Annotated in this window: 9 protein-coding genes and 1 pseudogene; 7 read left to right on the forward strand and 3 right to left on the reverse strand. The window is 66.2% G+C overall.

All coding sequences use genetic code 11. From position 1 onward, the window contains the following. Positions 1-235: 235 nt before the first annotated feature. Positions 236-1,537 carry a class I SAM-dependent methyltransferase gene (locus ACP7DD_RS11560; RefSeq protein ID WP_426174949.1) on the reverse strand — a complete coding sequence of 434 codons (1,302 nt, stop codon included), beginning with the start codon at positions 1,535-1,537 and terminating at the stop codon, positions 236-238. A 101-nt stretch (positions 1,538-1,638) separates the two neighbouring features. Further along, positions 1,639-2,364 (reverse strand): 16S rRNA (uracil(1498)-N(3))-methyltransferase, encoded by a 726-nt coding sequence (locus ACP7DD_RS11565; RefSeq protein WP_426174950.1) that lies wholly within the window; start codon positions 2,362-2,364, stop codon positions 1,639-1,641. A 131-nt stretch (positions 2,365-2,495) separates the two neighbouring features. Between ACP7DD_RS11565 and tkt the strand changes: the two genes are divergently transcribed. The 6 genes and pseudogenes from tkt (at position 2,496) to ACP7DD_RS11595 (ending at position 11,754) form a co-directional block, all read left to right on the forward strand. Further along, positions 2,496-4,493 carry a transketolase gene (gene tkt / locus ACP7DD_RS11570; RefSeq protein WP_426174951.1) on the forward strand — a complete coding sequence of 666 codons (1,998 nt, stop codon included), beginning with the start codon at positions 2,496-2,498 and terminating at the stop codon, positions 4,491-4,493. 73 nt (positions 4,494-4,566) lie between these two features. Further along, positions 4,567-5,580, forward strand: a complete 1,014-nt coding sequence (gene gap / locus ACP7DD_RS11575) for a type I glyceraldehyde-3-phosphate dehydrogenase (protein ID WP_426174952.1) — start codon at positions 4,567-4,569, stop codon at positions 5,578-5,580. Between the two features lie 338 nt (positions 5,581-5,918). Then, positions 5,919-6,062 (forward strand): annotated as a pseudogene (locus tag ACP7DD_RS11580) (group II intron reverse transcriptase/maturase); the annotation flags it as partial. Positions 6,063-6,379: 317 nt separating this feature from the next. Next, the gene (locus tag ACP7DD_RS11585; RefSeq protein WP_426174953.1) at positions 6,380-9,178 is read left to right on the forward strand and encodes a TonB-dependent receptor plug domain-containing protein; all 2,799 of its coding nucleotides are present in this window, start codon (positions 6,380-6,382) and stop codon (positions 9,176-9,178) included. 165 nt (positions 9,179-9,343) lie between these two features. Next, entirely contained in the window at positions 9,344-10,432 is a 1,089-nt protein-coding gene (locus tag ACP7DD_RS11590) for an NAD/NADP octopine/nopaline dehydrogenase family protein (protein ID WP_426174954.1), read from the forward strand. Positions 10,433-10,443: 11 nt separating this feature from the next. Beyond that, complete coding sequence (locus tag ACP7DD_RS11595) at positions 10,444-11,754, forward strand: hypothetical protein (protein ID WP_426174955.1); 1,311 nt, start codon at positions 10,444-10,446, stop codon at positions 11,752-11,754. Positions 11,755-11,852: 98 nt separating this feature from the next. On the opposite strand, the gene glnE is transcribed toward ACP7DD_RS11595, so the two are convergent. Further along, complete coding sequence (gene glnE / locus ACP7DD_RS11600) at positions 11,853-14,585, reverse strand: bifunctional [glutamate--ammonia ligase]-adenylyl-L-tyrosine phosphorylase/[glutamate--ammonia-ligase] adenylyltransferase (protein WP_426174956.1); 2,733 nt, start codon at positions 14,583-14,585, stop codon at positions 11,853-11,855. 212 nt (positions 14,586-14,797) lie between these two features. On the opposite strand from glnE, the gene ACP7DD_RS11605 reads away from it, so the two are divergent. Next, on the forward strand, positions 14,798-18,994 hold the full coding sequence (locus ACP7DD_RS11605; protein WP_426174957.1) for a YhdP family protein: 4,197 nt from the start codon (positions 14,798-14,800) through the stop codon (positions 18,992-18,994). Positions 18,995-18,997: the final 3 nt, after the last annotated feature.

Genomic DNA, 18,997 nt, shown 5'->3' on the forward strand with positions numbered 1-18,997 from the left:
GCGTTGCCGGGGCACGCTGGACCACTGCCCGCTATTCGAGCGGTGTGTGCTACGCAGCATTTTCCGTTGAGGCAGGCACGGCAGCGCACCGGAATGGGGCGGCCGCTGCGCCGTCGGCGCACCACATCGATACGGTTGCCTTGTCGGCGAATTTCCGGGACAGTGTTGTTTTTATGCCGTGAAGACTGCCTTGCGCCTTGTTTGACATGCCCGATATGCCGCCTGGACAGGCGTGCTATAGCGCCGGGCACGACGCGTGGCGCAATAGCAGCCGTTCGATGGCGTTGAGCGCGTCATACGAAGCACGGAAATCGGCGAACAGGGCGGTATTATCGGGAGCATCATGGCGCCAGGCCGGCTCGGCGCGAACCAGGTCGAACACCTGCTGAAAAGTCCGGCGGCCGTCGACGTGGCGTAAGATCGTCGCCGAATAAGTGCCGGCATCGATTTGCGTCGTCAAGCCGAGGAACGGATGGTGCAGCGTGATCGGCTTGCCGTCCCTCGACGTAAATACTGGCGCCAGTGCCGCCCCGGTCAACGGCTCGTGAAAGAAAAAGGGAATCATCTGGGCGTCGCCGTAAGCGGCGGTGGCCGCTACCGAACCGGTCAGGTAAAAAGTGTGCCGCAGCAAGTCGCCCAAGATCAGTTCAGACAAGGCGTGCTGCGCGCGCGCCGACATGCCGGCCAGACTCGCGCGCATCAACGTTGCGTCCTGGCGTAACGTCATGGCCGGTAAATAGGGGAAGCGGCCGCGGTGGATGTCGCTCAACGTGATGTGGTAACCGTGTTGATCGGCAAGCCACGCGTAGAGCTGCTCGACCGTGTAGGCCCGGTCCTGCGAATGCAGGAACATGTCGTACAGGTCGGCGTCGCCCTTGCGGCTGTCGCCGTACAAGTCTTCGCCGCGCTTGAACCAGTTCGATGCGGGCAATACACTGAGCAAGGCGCGCGCCTGGGCAATCTTAGCGTCGGCGCTGGCGTCGGCGGCATTTGCCAAGCGCAACATCGCTTGCATTTGGTAAATGCCGAAGCGACCGATCGCGCCGTACACCATTACCCCCATCGCGCCGCCATCGGCCAGCACCGCCTGCAGTGCGCGCAAGCCGGCGTCCGGGTCGGCCAGGTGGTGCAGGACGCCGCAGCAATTGATATAGTCGAATTTTCCCAGTCCGAGGTCTGGTGCGTTGAGCAGCGAGTCCTCGATCCAACGGATATTGTTCAGACCGCGCAGAGCCGCCCGTTCGCGCGCGATGGCAATGCTGGCCGCGCTGAGGTCGAGGTGGACGATCTCGGCATCGGTAGCGCGCAGCTGTTCGGCCAGGAAAATGGTCGCGTCGCCGGTGCCGCCGCCGGCCACCAGCGCCCGGAACCCCTGTCGGAAGCTCTGCTTTCCTTGAAAGCAGTAGTGATTCATCATCGGCAAGTCTTCCAGCCAGGTGCGCTGCAGGCGCTTTTTCTCGTCCTGCGGATCGACCGGCGGATAGGGCAGGTGTTCGTACTGGGCCTTGACGTCGGCGAGATAGTTCTGGTTGTTCATCGGCGGGATTCTCTTGAAAGGCGGCGGGCGGCATGCGCGCTGTGCGCATCTTCCCCATTTTTTGATCGGTTCGCAAGCGCCGGCGGGCTGCCGGCGCCGCCTCACATGCCGCCCCAGTGCGCGTTGAGGGCGGCCACAGCGGCCATGCCGGCCGTTTCGGTACGCAAAATGCGCGGGCCGACCGCCAGCGCCAGCGCACCATGGGCGATGGCCAGGTCCTCCTCCTGTTCGGTGTAGCCGCCTTCCGGACCGACCAGCAGCGTCACCGCCTGCGGCGCCTGCTGGCGCGCCCAATGCGCCAGCGACGCGCGCGCGCGCGGGCTCAGCAAGATACGCTGGTGCGGGTCGTGATGGACGATCCAGGCGCCGAAGCTGTCCAGCGCGTGCAGCCGCGCCGGCCGGTTGCGCCCGCTTTGTTCGGACGCTGCCACGATCACCCCTTGCCAGTGGGCCAGACGCTTTTCGGCACGTTCGGCCGACAGCCGCACCACGCTGCGCTGGGCCGCCAGGGGCTGGATCGCCGCCACGCCCAGTTCGACCGCCTTTTCGATGATCCAGTCCATCTTGGCCGCTTCCGGTAGCGCCTGTGCCAGTGTAATTTCGTACGGCAGCTCGCACTCGCGCGCCACGTGCGCCAGGATGCGCGCACTGGCGCGCTTCTTCTCGACGTCGGCCAGCTCTGCCAGGTATTCGCCGCCGTCGCCGTTAAACAGCGTCAGAGTCGCGCCCGGCTGCAGGCGTACCACCCAGGCGTGGTGGGCGACCGCGTCGGGCAGGGCGATGATGGCGCCGGCGGCGAGCGGCTGGGGGCAGTAGAAACGCGGCATGAAAGGTCCAGTCGGTCAGCGGTAATTACCGCGCATTTTAATTGGGCAGCTGCTGGTCTGGTAAAATAGTTGGCTAAGATATTGCTGCCCCGCCTTCGCTTCCCACTCTTACATCCTCACCAATTCGATCGATGAAACCTATGCAAACCACTACCCTGATGGCCAACGCGATTCGCGCGCTGGCAATGGACGCAGTCCAGAAAGCTAATTCCGGTCACCCCGGCATGCCGATGGGCATGGCCGACATCGCGGTGGCGTTGTGGGACGGTCACTACCGCCACAACCCGGCCAATCCGAAATGGGCCAACCGCGACCGCTTCCTGCTGTCGAACGGGCATGGATCGATGCTGCACTATGCGCTGCTGCACCTGACCGGCTACGCCGTGTCGATGGACGACATCAAGAGTTTCCGCCAGCTCCATTCGAAGACCCCGGGCCACCCGGAAGTCGACATCACGCCAGGCGTCGAGACGACCACCGGCCCGCTCGGCCAGGGCCTCGCCAACGCGGTCGGCATGGCCTTGTCGGAGTACTTGCTGGCGGCCCAATTCAACAAGCCCGGCCATGAAGTCGTCGACCACTTTACCTACGCCTTCCTTGGCGACGGCTGCCTGATGGAAGGCATCTCGCACGAAGTGTGTTCGCTGGCCGGCACCCTCGGCCTGAACAAGCTGATCGCGCTGTACGACGACAACGGCATCTCGATCGACGGCAAGGTCGAAGGTTGGTTTACCGACGACACGCCGCAGCGCTTCGCCGCCTATGGCTGGAACGTGATACCGGACGTCGACGGCCACAGCGTCGCGGCGGTCGACGCCGCGCTGGCGCAGGCGCGCAAGTCCGACAAGCCGACCCTGATCTGCTGCAAGACTGTGATCGGCAAAGGCGCGCCGAACCTGGAAGGCGGCGACAAGGTGCACGGCGCCGCGCTGGGCGACGCCGAAGTGGCGGCGGCGCGTACGCACCTGCTGTGGGATGCTGTGCCGTTCGACATCCCGGCCGCTGTGTACACCGCCTGGGACGCCAAGGAAAAAGGCGCCGCCCTCGAGGCGCAGTGGAATGCCAGCTTCGCCGCCTACCGCGCCGCGTTCCCGCAAGAAGCGGCCGAACTCGAGCGCCGCATGAGTGGCGAGCTGCCGGCCAACTTCGACGCGACCCTGGCCGCGGCAATCGCCGCCTGCGTCGACAAGAAGGAAACCATCGCCACCCGCAAGGCCAGCCAGAACGCGATCCAGGCGCTGGCGCCGGTGCTGCCTGAGTTCCTCGGCGGCTCGGCCGACCTGACCGGCTCGAACCTGACCAACTGGAAAGAATGCGTCGCGCTGCGCTCCGGCAAGCCGGGCAACCACATCAACTACGGCGTGCGCGAGTTCGGCATGAGCGCGATCATGAACGGCATCGCCCTGCACGGCGGCTTCATCCCGTTCGGCGCGACTTTCCTCACGTTCTCCGACTACAGCCGCAATGCGCTGCGCATGGCCGCGCTGATGAAGCTGCGTTCGATCTTCGTCTTCACCCACGATTCGATTGGCCTGGGCGAAGACGGCCCGACCCACCAGTCGGTCGAGCACGTGTCGTCGCTGCGCCTGATCCCGAACCTGGACAACTGGCGTCCGTGCGACACCGTCGAGACGATGGCCGCCTGGGGCGCCGCGGTGCGCCGCGCCGACGGCCCGTCGACCTTGATCTTCTCGCGCCAGAACCTGCCTTACCAGCAGCGCGACGCGCAGCAGATCGCCGACATCGCCCGTGGCGGCTACGTGCTGCAGGACGCGCCAGGCGCCAAGGTGATCCTGATCGCCACCGGTTCCGAAGTCGAGCTGGCCGTCAAGGCCGCCGCGGTACTGAAGGAGCAGGGCGTGGCGGCGCGCGTGGTGTCGATGCCGTCGACCGACGTGTTCGACCGCCAGGACTCGGCCTACAAGGCCAGCGTCTTGACGCGCGGCACGCCGCGTGTTGCTATTGAGGCTGGCGTGACCGATTTTTGGTATAAATATGTCGGTCTCGAAGGCGCCGTGGTCGGCATCGACACCTTCGGCGAGTCGGCGCCGGCGCCGGAGCTGTTCAAGCATTTTGGCTTTACCGTCGACAACGTCGTGGCCAAGGTCAAGCTGGTGACCGCAGCCTAGTTAAACAGGGAGCGGCGCCGGCGGTCCCGCCGGCGCCGCATGAACAAGGTTTTTTACTTATCAGGAGCAGAGAATGACGATCAAAGTTGCAATCAACGGTTATGGCCGCATCGGCCGCAATGTGCTGCGCGCGTTCTATGAAGGCGGCAAGAAGCAGGACATCCAGATCGTCGCCATCAACGACCTGGGCGACGCCAAGTCGAACGCCCACCTGACCCGCTACGATACGGCGCACGGCAAGTTTCCCGGCACCGTGACCGTCGAGGGCGACAACATGATCGTCAACGGCGATTCGATCCGCGTGTTCGCCCAGCGTAACCCGGCCGAAATCCCGTGGGGCGAGCTGGGCGTGGACGTCGTGCTCGAGTGCACCGGCTTTTTCACCACCAAGGAAAAAGCATCGGCCCACCTGAAGGGCGGCGCCAAGAAGGTCATCATTTCGGCGCCGGGCGGCAAGGACGTCGACGCCACCATCGTGTTCGGCGTCAACCAGGACGTGCTGAAAAGCTCCGACACGGTGATCTCGAATGCGTCCTGCACCACCAACTGCCTGGCGCCGCTGGTCAAGCCGCTCAACGACGCCATCGGCCTGGAAACCGGCCTGATGACGACGGTGCACGCCTACACCAACGACCAGGTGCTGTCGGACGTGATGCACGAAGACCTGCGCCGCGCCCGCTCGGCGACGATGAGCATGATCCCGACCAAGACCGGCGCTGCCGCCGCGGTCGGGCTGGTGCTGCCTGAACTGAACGGCAAACTCGACGGCTTCGCCATCCGCGTGCCGATTATCAACGTCTCGCTGGTCGACCTGACCTTCATCGCCAAGCGCGACACCACCGTCGAGGAAGTCAACCAGCTGATGGAACAGGCCGCCGCGTCGGGCCCGCTGCAAGGCATCCTGACGTACCAGACCGAGCCGCTCGTGTCGATCGACTTCAACCACAATCCGGCGTCGTCGAATTTCGATTCGACGCTGACCAAGGTATCGGGCCGCCTGGTCAAAGTGTCTTCATGGTACGACAATGAGTGGGGCTTTTCGAACCGCATGCTCGACACCACCGTGGCGCTGATGAACGCCAAGTAAGCATCGATCGTTTTGGCGGCCGTACTGGCTGCAGGCAAAAAAACCGGCGTATGCCGGTTTTTTTGTCGGTGCGCCCAGCATGGGCGCACTCCTGCGGGCGAAAGACCCGCCGCAAGCTGACCACAGTGAGCGAAGTGAAGCGCAACTGCATGAGGGTGACCGAGTGTGGGAAGGAAGCGTGGAGCATAAATCACGAGCCGATGTACAAGAACCGTCCCCTTCCTGGCGACGCCCCCGCCTTACGCCTGAAAGGGCGACAATGAAAAAAAATCGGAGCGCGGTCTCAGCAGAGGTCATAGTAGTTGGTGGTAGCGCCGGGAAGGCTCGACCCCATCGGCACAGGGTCAGCGCTGCTGCAAGGGGCGCTGACGACAGTGAACCTGCTGCGGGCGTTCAAGCGTGTGCGTGCCAACAAGGGAGCAGCTGGCGTGGATGGACTGGATATCGATCAGACCTCGCGGCATCGGGCAACCGCGTGGCCGTTGATGGCTGGTGCGCGCTTATTTGAACAGCGGCATCATGGATGGCGGGGTGGTGCAGTCGCGGACCGAAGGAACGCCGCCAAGGCGGACCACCCTATGCCGATCGAAATTCAACTGCTCACGTGGAATCGGCGTCTTAATTGCCAAGCGTGTACGGCCCGCGTATCGCAAATACAACAAACAGCACATTCTTGCATCCGCAGATGAGGTTCGATATGTGCGAACGGAAAAACTTCGTGCAAGATGTTATCGCTTCATGGAAACGGGCTATAAAGCCCGGCCTAGTCCAACACCATCGTAGAACCAGGGGAGAAATTTTGAATAAGCAACTCGTAGTCAAGCAGAGTGTCGTTGCCGTTGCGCTGGCACTCGGTTCGTCGCAGTTCGTGATGGCGCAGACCGCCAATGCCGCCGCCGAACCTGTCGTCCAGAAAGTCATCGTCACCGGTTCCAACATCAAACGCATTGAAGGCGAAACCGCCTCGCCGGTGACTGTGCTGCGCCGTGAAGACATCAAGGCCACCGGCGCCAACACCGTGCGCCAGGTGCTCGATACACTGACCTCGTTCGACACCGGCACGTTGCGCGACGACGGCAACGCGAACAGCTTTGCGCGTGGCGCTTCGGGCGCTTCGATGCGCGGCCTGGGCAAGGGCGCGACGCTGGTGCTGGTCAATGGCCGTCGCGTCTCCAACTACGCCTTCGCCGACGGCGGCAAGGAAGTGTTCGTCAACGTCGACTCGATTCCGGCCGACGTCATCGAACGTGTCGAAGTGCTCAAGGATGGCGCCTCGGCGATCTACGGTTCCGACGCGATGTCGGGCGTGATCAACATCATCACCCGCAACACCTACGAAGGGCTGCGCCTTAGCGCCAGCATCGAGCGCAATCAGAGCGTCTCGTTCGGCGGCCAGCAGACAGCCGGCATCGCCGGCGGCATGGGCAACCTCGAGCGCGACGGCTTCAACGTCTTCGCCAACCTCGAAGCGTACCAGCGCAAGGGCTACATGCAGTCGGAAATCATCGGCGAGTTCGCGCCTTGGCACCGCAAGTACGTCAATCCTGCATTCGGCGATCCGAGCGTGTTTTCGTTCCCGGGCAACCTGAACGAGCCGAAGGGCGGCGCCAACCCGACGGCGCTGCGCAAGGCGGTCGCTTCCTGCCCGGCCGAGCGCATCAACGCTGGCGGCCTGTGCACCAGCGACCTGACCGGCATCACCCAGTCCTCCGACGGCGCCGAGCGCCTCAATTTCTTTAGCCAGGCTCGTTTCAAGCTCGGCAGCGAAGTGCGCGGTTTTGCCGAAGTGTCGTACTCGAAGACTCGTACCGATTACCGCTCACTGCCGTATGCAACCAGCGCGGGTTCGCCGACCAACTGGTTCGACGGCAATACCAAGACATCGCAGTCGGCAGCCAAGCCGAAACTGGCGGTGGGCAACCCTGCCAACCCGTTCCCGTTCCCAGTCGGCATCGATTATCGCTTCATGGATAATCTCGACATGTGGGTCAGCCCTTCTGAAGCGAACCAGTACCGCGTGATGGCAGGCCTGAACGGCACCTTCGCCCGCGGCTGGGAGTGGGAAGTCGCCGGTGGACGCGTTGGCGCCGATGCGACATCGCGCGACCACGGCGCCGAGCGCACCGCCATGCCGGCGGCGGTCGCCAGCGGCGAATACAAGATCGGCGGGCCGAACAGCCCAGAACTTCTGGCGCGCATGTTCCCGGTTATCGGCACCGACGCCAAGCTGTCGCAGGACTGGGTCGACGGCAAGATCAACGGCGAACTGATGGCGCTGCCGGGCGGCCCGCTGTCGTTCGCCCTCGGCGGTGAAGTGCGTCGCGAAAGCATGTACGTCAAGTCGACCGACAACGTGGTCAACGCCCAGATCATCGGTCGTGGCTCGCTGTGGATCGATGGCCAGCGCAACCTGTCGGCCGCGTTCCTCGAATTGAACGCGCCGCTGACGAAAAAGCTCGAGGTGAACGGCGCAGTGCGCATGGACAAGGCTGACGGCTTCGACGCCCATCTGTCTCCTAAGCTGGGCGTGCGTTATGTCGTCATGCCGAAACTGTTGCTCCGCGGCACCTTGGCGGGCGGCTTCCGCGCGCCGAACATCCCTGAAACGTTGGGCAAGGTGGGTCTGACCGGCTTTTTCAACAGCACCCTGGACCCGCGTCGTTGCGATACCGCCACCGCGATTCGCGACATCCTGAAAAACGGCAACACCAACGACAAGAGCGACGCAACCGTTGCCTACAACTCGGGCTGCCTGACCTCGATCCCGGCGATGATCTCGTCGAGCAAATCGCTCAAGCCGGAAACGTCGAAGAGCCTGACGCTTGGCATGGTGATGGAGCCGGCCCGCAACGTCAATCTCGCCATCGACTACTTCCGCATCGAGCGTAACGACGAGATCGCGTACCGCGCGGTGTCCTATGTGCTGGAGCGCGAAAGCAAGCCGGAATACGCCAAACTGTTGGTGCGCAACCCGGTCAGCGATACCGACCGTCGCCTGACCGACCGCGCCAACCAACTGCAGCCAGGCGCCAATCTGGCCTTTGCGGTCGGCAATATCCAGTCGCTGCTGCTCAATTACGAGAACTTCGGCAAGACGGAGACCACCGGCGTCGATATCGACTTGTCGACCCGGTTCAGCGGCGCCTATGGCACCGTGAATATGGGCCTGATGACCACCGTCGCGCTGGCATATCGCAACTGGGATATCGATGCAAATAAATATCGCCCGAACACGATCGGCCTGCGCGGCAACCCGAAGTACACGTCGGTATTTAGCACGGTCTGGAAGAAGGGCGATTTCGCGACGTCGCTGCGGTTTACCCGCTTGTCGCGTACGGAGCTGAACTTTGACGAGACCGACCAGGCAACCTGGAACGTGGCTGGCTGCAAGGCGCGCATCAAGCCGACCGACGATCTGCCATGCTACATGGGCGTTTCGGTACGTGCCGACATCAACGTCTCGTACACCGGTTTCAAGAACACCCGCCTGTCGATGAACATCCGCAACGCCGGGGTGGAATCGGCGCCGGTTGACCTGCGTGGTGGTTATGCGATTCGTCCACGGTCGATCAAGCTCGCCGCGGAATACGCGTTCTGAAAACCCGCTTACCGCCCGCTGCACCGGGGCGTGAGCAAAAAAACCGGCCATGCGCCGGTTTTTTTTCGTCCCATTTTGTTCCCGTCGCCGCCCTGAGTGTGCGCAAACAACGCGCGCGCCCGCCTGCTACCTTGGTTTAGAGGCCATGACGCGAGCGGAGGAGCGATGAACGTGCTGATGATAGGGGCTGGCAACGCGGGCTGCGCATTGGCTGCCGTGCTGGCGCAGGATGATCACCGCGTCGCGCTGCTCAAGACGTCGCATGCGCTGCACGACGAACATTTCGAGCGCATCGCCGCCAGCGGCCGCATCGAGGTCGTCAGCAATCCCGACGGCGGCGAGCGCAGCACGGCGCCGCTGGCGCTGGCCACGCGCGACGTCGCCGCCGCATTCGACGTCACGCCCGACCTGGTGATGATCACCACCCAAACCAGCTGCCACGCCGACGTCGCGCGCCTGATCGGGCCCTGGCTGCAGCCGCACCAGCTGGTGCTGCTGGCGCCCGGTTACCTCGGCGCCTGCTACTTCCTGCCGTACCAGGCGCGGGTGCCGTTCCTGCTCGCCGAAGGCGAGAGCCTTCCCTACGACGCCCGCCTGCTGGCGCCCGGCGTCGTCAACATCCTCTACCGCAACACCCGCAACGCGCTGGCGTTCCTGCCGCGCGCCCGCAGCGCCGAGGGCCTGGCGTTGGCCGCGCGTTTCTTCCCCACTTACGTTGCGGTGCGCACCAATCTGGTCGAATCGGCCATGCACAATCCGAACCTGGTGGTGCACACGCTGGGCACCTTGCTGTCGGCCAGCCGCATCGAGTTTTCCAAGGGCGAGTTCTGGATGTACCGCGAGGCGTTCACGCCGTCGGTGCTCGCGCTGCTGGCGCGGCTTGACGCCGAAAAAAACGCCGTCATCGCCGCCACTGGTGGCACGCCGTCGCCGTATTTCGACGAATGCCGCTTCCGCAACGAGCCTGACCTGACCGTGCCGGCGCTGGAGGTATTTCGCCGCTACGCCCGCGAGGGCGGACCGAAGGGGCCTTCGACGATGCAAACGCGCTTCATCACCGAAGACGTGCCGATGGGGCTGGGGCTGCTGGCGTCGATCGGCCGCTTGATGGGCGTGGCCACGCCGGTGGCCGAAGCGCTGATCGTCGTCGCCGGCGGCCTGCTCGGACGCGATTTCGGCGCCGAGTCGCGCACCCTTGCCAGGCTCGGCTTGTCCGGCAGCGCCGACGCGTTCAGGCGCGCCATCAACGGTTAAGGGCGAACGCCATGGGCTTCCAGGATCGCCTGCTGCGTTGCTACTACGCCAGTCGCGCTTGGGTGCCGGCGCGCTGGCTGTACCACCCGGACTACTTTCACGTGCGCAAGCTGCTGGCCGCCGATCCGCAGCGGCGCCGCGCCGCGGCCGAACACCGGCTGCGCCACGTGCTTGCCAGCGCGGCCGTGCATGTGCCGTTCTACCGCCGCAGCGTGCGCCTTAGCGCCGCCGAGCTGGCGCACGAGGCGCCGTGCGAGCTGCTGCAGCGCTTTCCCTACCTGGAAAAGGCGCAGGTGATGGCGTGCCAGCACGACTTCCTCGACGAGCGCGCCGACACCCTCCGGCTCCACTACGCCACCAGCGGCGGCTCGTCGGGGCAGGGCATCGGCCTGTGGCGCAGCAAGCGGCTGGCCGACATCGAAAAAGCCTTTTTTGCCCACGAATGGGGACAGTTCGGTTTTAGCGCCGACAAGGCGCGCATTTTGCGCATCGGCGCCGACGCGCGCCGGCTCGCGCATCAGGGACCGGTGCGGGTGGTCGGCAACCGCCTGATGCTCTCGCCTTACCACCTGACGCCACGCCACCGCGGCGACATCGTCGCCGCCATCGCGCGCTTCCGGCCGCGCTACATCCACGCCTATCCGAGTTCGGCGGCGGCGCTGGCCGAGATGATCGATCCGGCCGCGCTCGATCTACAGGTGCGCGCCGTGCTGCTGGCGTCCGAGCCGGCCACGCGCCAGCAGCTCGCCACCATCGGCGCGCGCTTCGCCTGCCCGGTGTCGGTCTGCTACGGCCTGGCCGAGCGCACCAGCCTGGCGTTTGCCGGCCACCGCGACGGCATTACCGGCCCGTACCGCTTCGAGCCGCTGTACGCGCTGCATGAAAACCGCGACGCCGGCGAGCGCAGCGAAATCGTCGGCACCTCGCTGTGGAACGACCTGATGCCGCTGATCCGCTATTGCAGCGACGACTTCGGCGCCATCGGCGCCGACGGCGTGTGCGTCTCGATCGACGGGCGCCGCCAGCAGTTCCTGGTGGCGCGCGACGGCACCCGCATCCCCGGCCTGTCGATCGTCATCGACGAAGCGACCTGGGACTTCGTGCGGCTGTACCAGGTGCGCCAGCGGGTCGCCGGCGCGATCACGCTGTGCGTCGTGGCGCGCTACCGGCGCCTGTCGGAGCAGCAGAAACGCTTTGTGCTCGACGCCCAGCTGCGCCGCTGGGGCGGCTGGTTCGACATCGCCATCGAGGAAGCCGACGACATTGCGCTGGCGCCGAACGGCAAGCGCCAGCTGGTGGTCAGTGAATTGGGGAGTGCGTGATGCCGTTCGCCGACGTCGTCCACAGACCGTCGTTTCTTGCCATTGGCCGAATCGACTTGCCGCCTGCCCCGCAACGACGAACTAACAATGGTTCGCCTTCACTGCCCGAACATCGCTTTCCACAGCATCACCACCTGCGCCGCGTGTTTCGCCACCAGCGCCGGCTCGACCCGCGCATTGTCCTGCCCCTGCAGGCGCACCTGGTGCTGCAGCTTGCGCATCGCCCGGTAGGCGTCGCCGACCGCCGCCGCCAGCGCCGCATCGATCAGCCCCAGCTCGCCGCACAGCTTGAGCAGCGCGATGTTGCCGGTGTTGGCCGTCAGCTGCGGATACTGGTGCGCATGGCGCAGCACCAGGTACTGCACCATGAATTCGATGTCGATCATGCCGCCGGCCTCCTGCTTCAGGTCGAACAGGCCGTCGCGGCTCCGCGATGCCTCGTGCATGCGCGCGCGCATCTTCAGCACTTCATCGCGCAGCTGAGCGGCCTGGGCGTCGCGGTCCTTGCGCAGCACCTGCTCGCGGATCGCCGCGAAGCGCGCGCCGATGGCGGCGTCGCCGGCGCAAAAGCGCGCGCGCGTGAGCGCCTGGTGTTCCCACACCCACGCCGAGCTGTCCTGGTAGCGCTCGAACGCGGCCACCGACGACACCAGCATGCCCGAGGCGCCATCCGGACGCAGCGCCGTGTCGACGTCGAACAGGATGCCGGCCGAGGTGTGCGCCGTCATCCAGGTAATGAAGCGCTGCGCCAGCTTGGCGTAGTTGCCCGGCCCCTCCTGGTCGTCGTCGTCGAACAGGAAGATGACGTCGAGGTCGGAAATGTAGCCCAGTTCCTTGCCGCCCAGTTTGCCGTAGGCGATCACCGCGAACTGCGGCACTGGCCGGTGGCGCGCGGCGATCGTCTCCCACGCCGCCTGGATGGTGGCGTCGACAATCAGATCGGCCAGCGCCGACAGGTAGTCGGCCAGCCGCTCGACCGTCAGTTCGCCGGCCAGGTCCTGCGCCAGCAGGCCGAACAGCTGCGCGTGGTGGGTCTCGCGCAAGATGTCCATCTGGCGCTCGGTGTCGCCAGCGGCGCCATCGAGCTGCTCGCGCAGCTGCGCCGCCAGCGCCTGGTAGTCCGGCGTGGCGTCGCGCTGGTGGTCGTCGAGCAGTTCGTCGAGCAGGATCGGATGCTGCGCCAGGAACGTCGCCGCCCAGCCGCTGGCGTTCATCATGCGGATCACGCGCTCGAGCGTGTGCGGGTATTCGGTCAGCAGCGACAGGTAGGCCGAGCGGCGCGCAATGGCTTCGAAGAAGTCGAGCAGGCGCCCCAGCGTCGCGCTGTGGCTGCCGACGCCGGCCTCCGTGACGACGCGAACGATCAACGGCAGCGCCGCATTGAGCAGCGCCAGCAGGCGCGTGCGGCTCGCCTCGGGCAGCGCCTGCAGCCGCGGCGCCTGCCAGGTGCCCATCACGCGCTTGGCGGCGCCGGCGGCGTCGTCAAAACCGAGGCTGGCCAAGCGCGCCTCGATCGAGGCGCGGTTGTCGAGGTCGGCGTTGGCGTCGCTCGAGTGCGGATTGACGCTGTCGTCGCTCGATTCGCTCTTGTCGCTGAAGATGGCGTCGAACTGGCCGGCGACGAAGGCGCGGTGCGCGGCCAGCTCGGCCAACAGCGCGTCCACGCTCGGCAGCTTCATCATGCGCGCAATGACCGCGCGGTCAGCGTCGCTGGCCGGCAAGGTATGGGTCTGGGCATCGTCGAGGTATTGCAGGCGGTGCTCGAGGTTGCGCAGGAACGTGTAGGAGGCGAGCAACTGCAAGGTGGTGTCGGCCGGCAACAGTTCCTTTTCGGCCAGCACGCGCAAGGTGGTGCGGGTCGAGCGTTCGCGCAGCGCGGCGTCGCGCCCGCCGCGGATCAGCTGGAACACCTGGGCCAAAAATTCGATCTCCCTGATGCCGCCGCGCCCGAGCTTGACGTTGTTGCTGCGGTCCGGGTGCAGCCGCTCCTGGCGGTCGACCTCGGCGCGGATCTGGCCGTGCATGGTGCGGATGGCGTCGATGACGCCAAAATCGAGGTAGCGGCGAAACACGAACGGGCGCACGATGGCGTCGAGCGCGGCGATGTCGACCGCTTCGCCCGTCACCGCGCGCGCCTTGACCCAGGCGTAGCGTTCCCATTCGCGGCCCTGCACGATCAGGTAGTTTTCCACCATGTTCAGGCTCGCCACCAGCGGCCCGGAGGCGCCGTTCGGCCGCAGCGCCATGTCGACCCGAAACACGAAGCCGTCCTCGATCACTTCCGACAGCGCGGCGATCAGTTTCTTGCCCAGGCGAGCGAAAAACTCGTGGTTCGACAGCGCGCGCTGGCCTGCCTGCGCTTGCGTGTCGCCGTCCTCCGGGTAGACGAAGATCAGGTCGATGTCGGACGAGACGTTCAGTTCGCCGCCACCTTGCTTGCCCATGGCCAACACCATCATCTGCTGCGGCAGGCCCGATTCGGCGCCCGTCGGCATGCCGTGCAGCGCCACCAGCTCGTCCATCGCGGCAGCCAGCGCGGTGCGGATGGCGAAGTCGGCCAGCGCCGTCATCGCCGCCACTATTTCGGCCAGGTCGGCCTGGCCGTCGAGGTCGCGGCGGATGATCGCCGCCACCAGCAGGTTGCGCAGGCGCCGCAGCGCACGCGGCAGCGGCAGCGCGCCGGCCGCCGCCTCATGCGCCAGCGCCGCGCCAAGATCGAGCCGGTCGAGCGATAATCTGGACAGTTCCTCGACCCGCGCCGCGCGGCCCGGATCGGCGTCGAGCCAGCGTTGATAGAAGCGCGACGACAGGGCCTGCGAAGTTGGGGGCATGGAATGGTCCGGCAGCGTGAAAAGTGGAGTTCGGGAAAGCTGCTATGCGGTAGAATTGGGCCGCCCGATCTTCCCCGGTCGGTACGATGGTAAAGGGGCGGCGACGTTGGCGCAAGCGCTGTCGTCCTTCATGAGGGTTTTACCCGTTTGTTCAACGCGCCGCTGCGTGCACGCGCAGCTGAATTCACCGCAAGCGAGATATTGGTCTGACGATGCACAACCCGGATACCGCAGACGTGGCCGCAGTCGCCGGCGTCGCCCCACACCTGCCGCTGGCAGAGCGCTGGCGCCGGGTCCGTGCGGCTTATCGCATCTGCAACCTGGCCTCGCACCACATTCTCGGCTTCACCGTCAAGCTGGCGCTGCTGTTCTACTTCACGCTGGCGGTCGTGTTCCTGATGGTGCGCTACGCCATCTTGCCAAATATCGACTATTACAAGGGCGACATCGAGCGGCTGGCCGGCCGCGCGCTCGGCAACCCGGTGTCGATCGCCCGCATCTACGCCTCTTGGGACGGGCTGCGGCCGAACCTGTTCCTCGGCGACGTCGTCGTGCGCGACCCGCAGGGCCGCGCGGCGCTGACGTTGCCGAGCGTGTCGGCCACGCTGGCCTGGTGGAGCCTGCTGGCCGGCGAGGCGCGCTTCGAAACGCTCGACATCATCCGTCCGACCCTCGACGTGCGGCGCGACGCGCGCGGCAAGCTGACCGTGGCCGGCCTGTCGCTCGACGGCGCCGGCGGCGGCGCCCCCAACGACTGGCCGCTGCGCCAGCGCCAGATCGTCATCCGCGAAGGCCAGGTGCGCTGGACCGACCAGCTGCGCGGGGCGCCAGAACTGGCGCTGGCCAACGTCAGCCTGCTGCTGCAAAACACCTGGAATCGCCACCGCATCGCGCTGCACGCCACGCCGCCGGCGTCGCTGGCGCAGCCGTTCGACCTGCGCGCCGACTTCACCCATCCGCGCTTTGCCGCCAACCGCGCCGACGTCAAGCTGTGGAAAGGCGAGCTGTACGCCGACTTGCGCGAGACCGACCTGGCCGGCTGGAAGGCGTACGTCGACTACCCGTTCGAACTGACCCAGGGCAAGGGATCGGTGCGCGCCTGGCTGTCGCTCGACCATGCCAAGCTGGCCGGCTTTACCGCCGACGTCGCGCTGGCCGGCGTCAAGGCCCGGCTCGGCAAGGACTTGCCGCCGCTCGACCTGGCGCGCGTCAGCGGGCGCCTGTCGGCGCGCGAGGAGTTCCCGGCCGGCGTCGAAGACGGCACCCCGACCTTCGGCAGCCACGGCCACAGCGTCACGCTGGACAATTTTTCGGTACAGACCGAGGACGGCCTGACCTTGCCGCCGACCACCATGTCCGAGTCGTTTACGCCGGCGCGCGGCGGGCGGCCGGAAAGATTTGTCGTCAGCGCCCGCGCGCTCGACCTGGCGATGCTGGCCCAACTGGCCGAGCAACTGCCGATCAGCGCAAACCGGCGCGCGATGCTCGACGACTTCGCCCCGCGCGGCAAGCTGCTCGATTTTTCCGCCGAATGGGAAGGCCGCTACCCGGCCATCGCCACCTACCGCGTCAAGGGCAAGCTCGACAAGCTCGGCCTGAAGGCCCAGCCGGCCCATCCGGCCCGCGCCAAAACCGCCACAGCCGAGGCGGTGGCGGCCATGCCGGCCATTCCCGGCTTCGACAACCTGACCGGCACCATCGACGCCAGCGACAAGGGCGGCAGCATCGCCATCGACGCCGAAAAGCTGGTGCTGCAGCTGCCGACCTGGTTCGCCGATCCGGCGATGCCGTTCGACGCGCTCAAGATGCAGGCGCGCTGGTCGTATCCGAAGGGCGAGCAGTTGGCGCTGCAGCTGGACTCGATGAGTTTTTCGCAGGGTGCGCTGAAAGGCACCCTGGCCGGCAGCCACCTGATGCCACTAGTGGCGGGCAAGGGACTCGGCACGGCCGACCTGAACGGCACGCTGACCGGGTTCCAGATCAATACCATCGACCGCTACTTGCCGCTGCAGACCAAGCCAACCCTGCGCGCCTGGCTGACCGGCGCGCTGCAGGACGGCGTGGCGCAGGACGTCACGGTGCGCTTGCGCGGCGAGCTGGCGCAGTTCCCGTTTCGCGCCGACAGTGCCGGCGAGCGCGCGCGCGGCGAATTCCGCGTCGCCGGTCACATCGAGAATGGCCAGCTGAACTACACGCCCGGCCATCCGGCCAAGGACGGCAAGTCGCCGCTGTGGCCGCTCGCCGAGAAGATCAACGGCAGTATCCTGTTCGACCGCACGCGGATGGAAATCAAGGCCGACAGCGCCACCACCGGCGGCGTGGCGCTGTCGGCCGTCAAGGCGGTGGTGCCGGACCTGGCCTCGCACGACATGCAGCTCGAGATCGACGGCAACGCCGCCGGACCGATGCAGGAATTCCTGCGCTACGTCGCCGCCAGCCCGGTGCTCGACTGGATCGGCCGCTTCACCGAAGACACCCGGGCGTCGGCCAATGCCCGCCTGGCGCTCAAGCTGCGCATGCCGATGGCGCACCTGCACGACACCAAGGTGCAGGGCAGCTTGCAGATGATCAACAACGACGTCGTGCTGTTCGACGACTTGCCGCCGCTGCAGGCGGCGATCGGAAAGATCGATTTTACCGAGCGCGGCGTCAGCCTGAACGGCGTCGGCGCCAGCTTCATGGGCGGGCCGCTGGCGCTGACCGGTGGCACCCAGCCCGGCGGCGGCATCCTGATCAAGCTGGCCGGCGCGATGACCGCCGAAGGCATGCGCAAGGCGTGGCCGGCGCCGGCGATGCAGCGCTTCGGCAGCCACTTCAGCGGCGGCGCCCGCTACACCGGCTCGGTGGCGGTCAAGGACCGCCAGCTGCAGGTGATGGTCGACTCCACCCTGGCCGGGCTCGGCCTGTCGTTCCCGGCGCCGGCCAGCAAGCCGGCCGCGTCGGACGCGATGCCGTTGCACTTCGTGCTGACCGGCAGTCCCGTCACCGACAGCGGGCTCGGGCGCGACGACATCCGCGTCTCGCTCGGCTCGGCCATCGCGGCGCGCTACCAGCGCCAGCGCCAGGGCCGCGGACCGTGGAGCGTGGTGCGCGGCGGCATCGGCGTCAATGTGCCGGCCCCCGAGCCCGACAGCGGCGTGACGGTCAACGTCAACACCAAGGCGCTCAACGTCGACCAGTGGATCGCGCTTGGCAGCGCGATCGCCGGTCCCGGCCCGGCCGTTGCAGCCGCCGCCGCGGCGCCGGCCGACGCCAGCGCGGCGGTGCCGGCGGCGCCCGGCCTGGCCCAATACGTCGTGCCCGACGTGATGGCCGCGCGCGCTGGTGAACTGATCGTGGCCGACCGCAAGCTCGACAACGTCGTGGTCGGCGCCACCCACCAGAAGGGCAGCTGGCAGGCCAACATCGATTCGCGCCAGGCGTCCGGCTACGTGACGTGGAACGAGGGGCCGAGCGGGCAGGGACTGGGCAAGGTGACGGCGCGGCTGTCGTCCCTGATCATCCCCGAATCGGCCGCCGCCGACGTCAAGGACCTGCTCGAGAACAAGAGCGCGACGGCAAGCATTCCCGCGCTCGACATCGTCGCCGAGCGCTTCGAGCTGTTCAACAAGCAGCTGGGCCGGCTCGACTTGCAGGCCAGCAACGAGAAAGCGCTGGCCGGGCGCGAGTGGCGCATCAACCGGCTCAGCCTGGCCAATCCGGACGGCGACCTGAAGGCCACCGGCAAGTGGCTGACCAGGGATGGCAATAGCAACACCAACCTCAATTTCACCATCGACATCGCCGACGCCGGCCGCCTGCTGGACCGCTTCGGCTTTCCCGACACGCTCAAGCGCGGCAAGGGCAAGCTGTCGGGCGACCTGTCCTGGATGGGGCTGCCGTATTCGCTCGACATCCCGACGCTGTCCGGGCAGATCCAGATGAACGTCGAAGCGGGCCAGTTCCTCAAGCAGGACCCGGGCGCGGCCAAGCTGCTTGGCGTGCTGAGCCTGCAGGCGCTGCCGCGCCTGCTCAAGCTCGACTTCCACGACGTCTTTTCGGAAGGCCTGGCGTTCGACGGCATCAGCGCCAACGCCATCATCACGCGCGGCGTGCTCAAAACCGACAACCTGAAAATGCATGGCGTCGCCGCCACCGTGCTGATGGACGGCACTGCCGACATCGCCAACGAATCGACCAACCTGCACGTGGTGGTGATCCCCGAATTCAATCTCGGCACCGGCCCGCTGGTGTATGCGCTGGCGGTCAATCCGGTGGTCGGCATCGGCAGCTTCCTGGCGCAACTGTTCCTGCGCGCACCGATGATGAAGGCGCTGACCTACCACATGCAAATCATCGGGCCGTGGAAGGCGCCGGTCATTACCAAGCTCGACCGCAACGCGCTGCCGGCGACGGCCACCAACAAGTAAGCA

It is taken from the genome of Massilia sp. TWR1-2-2, assembly GCF_049897565.1.
GTDB lineage: Bacteria > Pseudomonadota > Gammaproteobacteria > Burkholderiales > Burkholderiaceae_D > JAFCUW01.

Excerpts from the sequence above, each read along its gene's own strand:
- ACP7DD_RS11560 (WP_426174949.1), bottom strand. The coding sequence starts at position 1,537 with ATGAACAACCAGAACTATCTCGCCGACGTCAAGGCCCAGTACGAACAC.
- ACP7DD_RS11565 (WP_426174950.1), bottom strand. The coding sequence starts at position 2,364 with ATGCCGCGTTTCTACTGCCCCCAGCCGCTCGCCGCCGGCGCCATCATC.
- tkt (WP_426174951.1), top strand. The coding sequence starts at position 2,496 with ATGAAACCTATGCAAACCACTACCCTGATGGCCAACGCGATTCGCGCG.
- gap (WP_426174952.1), top strand. The coding sequence starts at position 4,567 with ATGACGATCAAAGTTGCAATCAACGGTTATGGCCGCATCGGCCGCAAT.
- ACP7DD_RS11590 (WP_426174954.1), top strand. The coding sequence starts at position 9,344 with ATGAACGTGCTGATGATAGGGGCTGGCAACGCGGGCTGCGCATTGGCT.
- ACP7DD_RS11595 (WP_426174955.1), top strand. The coding sequence starts at position 10,444 with ATGGGCTTCCAGGATCGCCTGCTGCGTTGCTACTACGCCAGTCGCGCT.
- glnE (WP_426174956.1), bottom strand. The coding sequence starts at position 14,585 with ATGCCCCCAACTTCGCAGGCCCTGTCGTCGCGCTTCTATCAACGCTGG.
- ACP7DD_RS11605 (WP_426174957.1), top strand. The coding sequence starts at position 14,798 with ATGCACAACCCGGATACCGCAGACGTGGCCGCAGTCGCCGGCGTCGCC.